Source organism: Halocatena pleomorpha (assembly GCF_003862495.1).
In the GTDB taxonomy this organism is placed as follows: Archaea; Halobacteriota; Halobacteria; order Halobacteriales; family Haloarculaceae; genus Halocatena; species Halocatena pleomorpha.
In genome coordinates, this window is the sequence record NZ_RRCH01000015.1 from 21,026 (window position 1) to 28,677 (window position 7,652).

The 7,652-nt window shown below is 59.7% G+C and carries 10 protein-coding genes; 3 read left to right on the forward strand and 7 right to left on the reverse strand.

Annotation, left to right across the window (positions count from 1 at the left end; translation table 11 throughout):
- Nucleotides 1-32: 32 nt before the first annotated feature.
- A complete protein-coding gene (locus EIK79_RS07800) occupies nt 33-815 on the reverse strand; it encodes a PHP domain-containing protein (RefSeq protein WP_124954564.1) in 783 nt (260 codons plus the stop codon).
- Nucleotides 816-933: 118 nt separating this feature from the next.
- On the opposite strand from EIK79_RS07800, the gene EIK79_RS07805 reads away from it, so the two are divergent.
- Nucleotides 934-1,221 (forward strand): DUF5789 family protein, encoded by a 288-nt coding sequence (locus EIK79_RS07805; protein ID WP_124954565.1) that lies wholly within the window; start codon nt 934-936, stop codon nt 1,219-1,221.
- Between the two features lie 5 nt (nt 1,222-1,226).
- Here EIK79_RS07805 and EIK79_RS07810 read toward each other — a convergent pair whose 3' ends face one another.
- The 4 genes from EIK79_RS07810 to EIK79_RS07825 form a co-directional block, all read right to left on the reverse strand.
- Nucleotides 1,227-1,898 carry a hypothetical protein gene (locus tag EIK79_RS07810; RefSeq protein WP_124954566.1) on the reverse strand — a complete coding sequence of 224 codons (672 nt, stop codon included), beginning with the start codon at nt 1,896-1,898 and terminating at the stop codon, nt 1,227-1,229.
- Nucleotides 1,895-2,647 (reverse strand): ABC transporter ATP-binding protein, encoded by a 753-nt coding sequence (locus EIK79_RS07815; protein ID WP_124954567.1) that lies wholly within the window; start codon nt 2,645-2,647, stop codon nt 1,895-1,897. The genes EIK79_RS07810 and EIK79_RS07815 overlap by 4 nt, the downstream gene beginning before the upstream one ends.
- Nucleotides 2,644-3,549: an ABC transporter permease gene (locus EIK79_RS07820; RefSeq protein WP_124954568.1), complete on the reverse strand. Its 906-nt coding sequence runs from the start codon at nt 3,547-3,549 to the stop codon at nt 2,644-2,646. The genes EIK79_RS07815 and EIK79_RS07820 overlap by 4 nt, the downstream gene beginning before the upstream one ends.
- A gap of 90 nt (nt 3,550-3,639) precedes the next feature.
- Nucleotides 3,640-4,644: a DUF5784 family protein gene (locus EIK79_RS07825; protein ID WP_124954569.1), complete on the reverse strand. Its 1,005-nt coding sequence runs from the start codon at nt 4,642-4,644 to the stop codon at nt 3,640-3,642.
- A gap of 172 nt (nt 4,645-4,816) precedes the next feature.
- Between EIK79_RS07825 and EIK79_RS18035 the strand changes: the two genes are divergently transcribed.
- Nucleotides 4,817-4,990, forward strand: coding sequence for a DUF5786 family protein (locus EIK79_RS18035; protein ID WP_185715559.1), 174 nt, complete (start codon nt 4,817-4,819; stop codon nt 4,988-4,990).
- Here the strand turns inward: EIK79_RS18035 and EIK79_RS07830 are convergent.
- Nucleotides 4,977-5,702 carry a DUF7530 family protein gene (locus EIK79_RS07830; RefSeq protein ID WP_124954570.1) on the reverse strand — a complete coding sequence of 242 codons (726 nt, stop codon included), beginning with the start codon at nt 5,700-5,702 and terminating at the stop codon, nt 4,977-4,979. The genes EIK79_RS18035 and EIK79_RS07830 overlap by 14 nt on opposite strands.
- On the reverse strand, nt 5,702-6,619 hold the full coding sequence (locus EIK79_RS07835) for an NAD(P)H-binding protein (protein ID WP_124954571.1): 918 nt from the start codon (nt 6,617-6,619) through the stop codon (nt 5,702-5,704). The genes EIK79_RS07830 and EIK79_RS07835 overlap by 1 nt, the downstream gene beginning before the upstream one ends.
- A 92-nt stretch (nt 6,620-6,711) precedes the next feature.
- On the opposite strand from EIK79_RS07835, the gene EIK79_RS07840 reads away from it, so the two are divergent.
- A complete protein-coding gene (locus EIK79_RS07840) occupies nt 6,712-7,566 on the forward strand; it encodes an isoaspartyl peptidase/L-asparaginase (RefSeq protein ID WP_124954572.1) in 855 nt (284 codons plus the stop codon).
- The last annotated feature ends 86 nt before the right edge of the window (nt 7,567-7,652 follow it).

The following is a 7,652-nucleotide window of genomic DNA, read 5'->3' on the forward strand; positions in this document are numbered from 1 at the left end:
GTACTCACTCTCAGGCGACGATCGGACGCAACTCAGTTCCGGCGGCACCGTTCTCGAAATTTGCCGTACTCCGCCGCACTCAGTCCGGCCCGCCCGAGCGTTCGATCGTGCGCGTCGCTCCCGCCCGTAACGACGAGATCGTTTTCCCGGATCGTCCGCTCGACTGGGCGGAGATCAACGTCGCGCCCGTAGTCGTAGTGATACTCAACACCATCGAGGGCGGCCGTCACTGACAGCGCCCGTTCTCGGTCGTCGTACCGCAACGGATGCGCGAGACTCACCAGCCCACACGCGTCCGCCAGCAGCGCGCGCCCGCGCTCGAACGACGGGACGCTCCGGGGAACGAAGCAGGGACAGTCGTCACCGATCAGCTGATCGAACGCGGCGTGGTAGTCGCAGTCGATCGCGCTCCGTTCGATAGCGCGGGCAACGTGTGGCCGGCCCACGCCGGGTTGTAGGTCGAGATCGAGCGCTACGCCCGTCCGGCGTTCGACGCGTTCAACGATCTCTTTGGCGCGCTCGATGCGGTCTTCCTGTAATCGGTTTACCTCTGCACGGAGCGCCGCAGTGGGACGGACGCCGTACCCAAGGAGATCGATCTGTTGTCCGTCTTCTTCTACCCGGAGTTCGATCCCGTGGATGACCGTCACGCCGTCGATCTCGGTGACGGGAGCGTCTAACGACGGAGCGAACCGGTCATGATCGGTGATCGCAACGACGCTTACGCCGTCCATGGCGGCTGCTTGTGGAACGGCGTCTGGTTCCAGTTCCCCATCCGAGTTCGTCGTGTGCACGTGCAAATCGGCAACGACCATACACACCCTACTATCTCCAGAACCAATACCACGACTCCTTAATCATCTTTAATGGAATTAATGGGACATGATGAATTCATACTGAACGTTTATGATGGTTTGGAAAGTGATCTGTGGTATGCGGCTATTCACCGATGCCAACGAGCGGTTCGAGACCCATAGCTACCCGGCGACGACGCGGGAATTGATCGATGAGTACGGCGATCTCGAACTGGCGTTACCCAACGGGAGCGAGACGATCGAAGCGGCGCTCTCGCGGGTCGGGAACGAGACGTATCCCGACGCTGAAGCCGCCAGATTGGCTATCTACGGTGCGGTGAGCGACAAAGCGATCGGTCGTAAGTATTACTCCGACCGCGACCCCTCCGCTCCCGGCGAGCGGGGTCACGACCAGCTCTCTTTTTGAACTAGCTACAGATCGGGAAGGAGGCTTTTGGTGGAGACGGTGATCGACACCGTCGGCTGATACGCGTAGTACGTATCTCCATTCTTCGGTCGATACTTGAATAGATACTGCCAGTCATCCGGTGGGGAACGCCGCTTGACCGTCTTATTGCTACTGTTGTTCCGCTGGGTAGGGGTGACAGACGGCGGTCGCCTCATGCTGTTTTGCTGTAACTGGTACGTTCCTTCGGTTGTGATCAGATCGCCGCGAACGGTGTACTCCCGCGTGAGCGGGTCACCGGGTGAGAGCGTCTGTGTGATCGGCTGGCCTTGCAGACTCATGCTCCGGGACCACCCAGTGACGGAGATGTCCACGTTGTCGGTTTCGTCATACCGATCCGACAACAACTGGATCTCGCCGTACTGATCGCCTTGACGCCCGAACACCGGAACGCCGAACGGCCACAGGTCCGTGGTGCGGATCTGGAGCGGCGTCTCCCCTGTGTTCTCAAGGGTGAGCGTCAACGTTGCTGGCCCATCAATCGTAACATCACGGTTGGAGAGCGTCGCGTCGATCCGGAACGGATCGTCAGTCTGTTCGATGTCGGGTTCCGAGAGGGTGTATTCGTTCTGGCCGAGACAGCCCGCCATTCCGAGCATCGACGCGCCGATCGCGCCCAGCAGCGTGCGTCGTTTCATCGAACCCCCTCCGTCGTGGCCCGTACGGAGTCGTGCGTGTACGCGACGAAGATGTCCTCAATCGAAGCGTCTTCATCCGCGTCGATGTTCGCCCTGAGTTCATCCAGAGTGCCCTCCGCGATGAGCCGTCCGTTGTGGAGGATACCGATCCGGTCACAGACGAGTTCGACCTGTCCGAGGATGTGGCTCGAAAAGAACACTGCCGTGTCCCGTTCGCGTTCTGCCTGAACGATATCCCGAACCGTGCGGACGCCGTGGGGATCGAGTCCTGTAAACGGCTCATCGAGGATGAGCAGCTCCGGCTCACCGACGAGCGCCATGGCGAGCGCCAGCCGTTGTTTCATGCCTTGTGAGAACGTTCCAGCCGGCTCGTTGATCACGTCGGTAAGTCCGACCCGTTCGAGCAGCCGTTCGGGATCGTCATCCACACCCTTCGTGTCGATCACAAACTGCAGGTGACGACGAGCCGACAGCTTGTTGTACGTGCTGTACTGATCCGGAAGGTTGCCGATCTTGGCACGAACCTCCGCGCCGTCGGTTTGGGGATCCTGTCCGAGGACGCGCGCCGTTCCTTCGGTCGGTCGCTGGTAGTCAAGCAGCATACTGATCGTCGTGGACTTTCCGGCCCCGTTCGGCCCGAGAAAGCCGTACGTCTCGTCGTCTTTTACCGTGAGAGAAAGATCGTCAACAGCCACGGTGTTGTCAAAGCGTTTCGTTACACCACGGAGTTCAATGCTGTTATCACTCATAGCACATCACCTCGTGTAAACCGCAGCCACGCAAGCCCGATCGGGACGACAGCCCAGAGAGCTAAAACGAGTAGTCCGATGGCCTCGTGCAGGTAGACCGGCGGATCCTGTAGCGCCGTCTCGACGATCGTCGATCCACCCATCCCGGAGGCGAACTGGGTTTGCTGAATCACGCCGATGTACCCCCGTGCGGCGTTGCCGACGCCCAGCGTCCAGTTGGTGAGAACAGTGTAGGCGTTGCCCGGTGCCAGACGGAGCAACAGGAAATACGATTCGCCGGGGGCAAACGTTTGGACACCGCCACCGGTGGCAGTGTTAGCACCAGCGCCAGTGACCATACCGTTCACCCAGTGAACGATCGATCGCCAAAACGCGAACAGCGGGAGATACAGCCCCGCAAAAACGCCCACAGTTGCGGTGATGGCTCGCCGGGTAACCGCTGAGATCGCCGTGGCGATCGACACGAGCACGAGTACGTACAATAACGTCGTGAGCACCACGGCAACGAATCGCAGCGGCGAAAACAGCCCGTATCGCACGAGACCGTAGCCGCCGAGCGCGAGACACGCCACAAGTACCGACGCGCCCAGCCCAACTGTCCGACCAGCGATCTTTCCGAGGAGCACGTCGGTTCGTGTCAGCGGCAGCCCTAACGGGATTTTCAGGCTTCCGGACCGCCGTTCTTTGATGATTGAACGGTAGCTCAACAACAACACTCCCAGTGGAAGCAACAGTGTCGCGAAGTTCTGTATGTACGCGATCGTGATGTCAGAACCGACGCCTTGATAGCCGACGTAGCTCGGTTGATACCCAAAGTACACGAGCAACAACGTGAACAACCACGTTCCTTTATACCGAACGATCCCGCGAAACTCCTTGCGGGCAAGCGGAAACCAACGCATACGCTGATATCTCAATAACGTGTTATAATTGTTTCCATCTGCTAATATAGAGCAAGGAGCGTTACGTTAGTCGAAATGTAAGGAACAGTCTCACACCCATACCAACGAGTGATCCAAGCCAAGTGGTAATTCGCCCACAGCATAACCTTCGATCGAGCCGTTCGGCCGCGCCCGGAAAACGACGCTCGGTGTATGGGGAAGTCGTGGCTGTTCACCCGTGATGGCGTTCCACTGGTCGTCTCGGAACGAGGAACAATCAACGAGCAGCACCGCGTCGGGGTGAGCATCGAGCTGATCGTCGGTTTTGTTCCGAGCAGTTTGTTCAAGTGCCCCGATTGGCGTGTCGATAGTTCGGCGGGTCGGCGGGCGGGGACGGGTGACTTCAACGAGCACGTCCTCGTCAGGCACCCGGAAATCGAGCGCGTAACCGCTGTCCAGTTGGATTTCCGGAATAAACGTGTGACCCGACGCGTCAAGGAGTTTCGCGGCGGTGAACTCACTCATCGCGGCGCTCATCCGTACGAGATCGACGTGGGTGCTCGTCCCAATCTTCCCGGCCATCGTTTGCCGGTACTGATCGAGGACACCCGTGTGCAGGATCTCCTCATAGAAGTTCAGCGCCATATCGCGCCCCGCGTCAGGGAAGCCAGCGGCGTGATCCCGGAAGAACGCGCGGGTGCTCTCCCGCCCGTCTTTCGAATGAAACACGGGGAGGAAAAACCAGCTAAGATGTGGATAATCCACTAGCCACGGCTCTTGATCGTGAAGATCGGAGAGGAGTTCGTCGTGTGCCCACCGAGAGAGACCGTTCGGAACGGTTTCGAATCCGACCTTATCAGTCTTCCAGAGCGTTTCTGGCGTCTCGGTGTTTCCCAGCCAGTACCCGATATGGGGTGCTCCCGGTGCTGTTCGCCACGCGAACAACGCGAAATCACCGTTATCCATGTCGATTCGACACCCTTCGAACGCTTCAGGAACAGACGATCGACTGAGCGTTGCACCGAACGTCGAATCGAGCGGCGCGAGAAGTTCGCGCCGAACACGGTCGATCGACCACGAGGATGTCGATACTCGAAACCGTAGCGGACCTGCCACAGTACCTTTTGCTTCCCGAGGAGTTTATCGATTCCGCTCCCATTGCCGAATCGTCCGTGTATTGTTCGCTGTACTACGTACGCTCGTCAATCAGCCCACGTTAACAGTTTTCATTTTTAACCAATACCACCGTTACATTGATAAGCTTCAATTGATAACTATTATTCACACCATGTCAATGGGTGCCTTTGACGAGGATGAGTACGAACGTCGTGAAGCGAAAAACGGCGTCGTCGACGCCGATTTCGACGATGAGCGGGTGGAGTACCGCGGAACGCTCACGTATGACTCTGGTGACTCTACGGAGGGACTCCTCGATCAGTTCAAGCAGATCAAATCGAAATAGTATCCTCGATCTCCGCGATCCGACGTGTCAACAGGAGGATTGACACACCGGTGACGATGGCGACAGCAGCGACGTGAGCGATGAGTGCGGCTGCAAGCACGGGTTGCCGGGGCAAAAACGGGAGTAACAGGAGTTGGAGAACGCCGAACGTAACGTTTTCAGTGTCGGCCCGACGGAGGGCACGGGCGGTTTGTGCGTCGAACCGGGAGTAGTACCGCCACGACCGCCACAGTGCTGTGACGGAAGTCCACCAGCCAGTGCCAACGCGGTAGCAGACATCCCAAAGGATGAGCAACAGCAGATACACGACGACAACCGGCGGGTTGGGTCCGATGAGTCGGGTGATGAGACGGGAGTCGTCGAAAACGAACAGGTGTGTAACGACCGCGACGAATGCGAGTACGCCTAGCACGACTTCGACGCTCGATCCGAACAGGAGCCGGCGGTACGTTTCGGGGATGGCTTGACCGCGGACCAACGTGGAGATTCGGAGCATCTCGATGCTTCCGATCGCAGCGACGAGCACCGCCGCCGTTCCGGCGACGACCGCCGACCACAGGTCGTAGTACCACGCCAACAGCACGACGCCCACCTCGAAAACACCGAGTTGGATGGTTATCGCAACCGGTCTCGACAGATTGATTCCGGGAAGGGCAGTGACAATACTCTCATACACCCACGTCTCACCGAATTCGATTTCCTCGTCAGTCATCACTGGTTTTGGGGATCGTCGGAATGGATCGTCCGTTCGAGCGCCATCGTAAACGGGGTCCGGTCGATCGGAACTAGCGACTGGATGCGGGTATCGGTGACGACGACTGGATCATCCAGTCCATCAAGGAGCGGGGTGACGATGCGGTGGGAGACACCGGTCAGTAACGCCACGCTGCGTCCGGAAAACAGAGCGGAATCGACAGGGAGCGTCACGATTATCGGTGCTCGGTGCTGCGTTGCGCGTCCGATCCGAATCAGTATCTCTCGGTAGGTGAGCACGTCCGGCCCACCGATCTCGAACGTGTCATCGGCAGTTTCGGGCACTGAGAGCACGCCGGTGAGGTATTCGATAGCGTCGTCGACAGCGATCGGTTGACACCGCGTGTCGATCCCTTTTGGAGCGATCAGAACGGGATACCGTTCACCGAGCTGCCGAAGGATTTCATAGCCTGCGCTGCCGTTTCCGACGATAATCGCGGCCCGGAGTGTCGTCAGATCGTACGTACCTCTCTTAAGGATTCGCTCGACTTCACGGCGGGATCGAAGATGGTTCGACAGCCGGCTCTCGTTCGAACCGAGTCCACTCAGATACACGACACGCTCGATGTCGGACTCACTCGCTGCGCGGACGAAGTTACGCGCTGCACTCCGGTCGCGTTCCGCGAACGAGCTGCTGTCCCGCATCGAATGGACGAGGTAGTACGCGGCCGCAACGTCCGACAGTGCGTGCTCGAAGTTCTCATCGAGCAGATCGCCCTGCATGACTGTCACGCCTGCAGGGGGGTCGTATCGGTGTCGGTCACGGACGAGCGCAACCACGTCGTGTCCGTCGTCGAGCAGCGCGGGCACCAGACGGCTGCCGACGAATCCGGTTGCCCCGTGACTAGCACGCGCATATTCGAGCCATGCACTCACACCGCATAAATGTCGACGCGTCGACCGTCGTCGTTTCGGGCACCGCGGAGCGATACCGACAGCGTATCCTCGTTTCCAGTTGACGGTAGCACATGAACGTTATCGCCCACGGCGGAGCGGGCGGAGCAGCGGAGCGTCCTGAACAGCGTCAGTCGGTGTTAGAACAGGCGGTTACAGCCGGAGAACGCGCCACAACGCCGGTGGATGCGGTCATTGAGACGGTGAAGCGACTGGAGTCATCGCCCCGGTTCAACGCCGGCGTCGGCGGGGCGATCCAATCGGATGGCGTCGTCCGGACCGATGCTGGTGTGATGCGCAGCGACCGGGAGGTGGGCGCGGTCTGCTCAATGTCCGGCGTCGAACACGCCAGCGAGGCTGCTCGCGTCGTCATGGAGGAGACACCCCACGTTCTCCTCGCGGGCGAGCACGCCGTCGCGCTCGCGGACGCGTTCGATATCACGACTGACAGTGATCTCCGGAGTGAGCAGGCCACCGACGACTGGGCCGATCTCGACGGTCCTGCCAGTAACGCCATCACCGATCAGTTGGCGTTCGTCCGCGACCAGTTCGACGGCACTGACACCGTCGGAGCGGTTGCGACCGACGGCGACCGGATTGCGACCTGTACCGCGACCGGCGGACGGTGGTGTGCGCTCGCCGGCCGCGTGGGGGACGTGCCGCAAGTCGGCTCCGGGTTTTACTGTACACACGCTGGCGGGGCGAGCGCGACCGGTGAAGGCGAGGAGATCGTCCGGGTGACGCTTGCCCGGCGCGCGGTCGACCATCTCGAACTCGGACGAGAGCCACAGGACGCCGCCGAGCTCGCCATCGAGGAGCTTGAAGATCTCACGGGCGGCAGAGCGGGGATCATCGTCATGGCACCAGACGGCTCAGTCGGACGCGCGTTCAACACGGAGATGATGCAGACAAGCGCAACAGACGACTGACACCCCTCCCACAATGATACCACGTACGGAGTCAACGACCATCCCATCGAGCAAGCGGCTTTTTTGCCCCATCTTTTTTCCGGGAG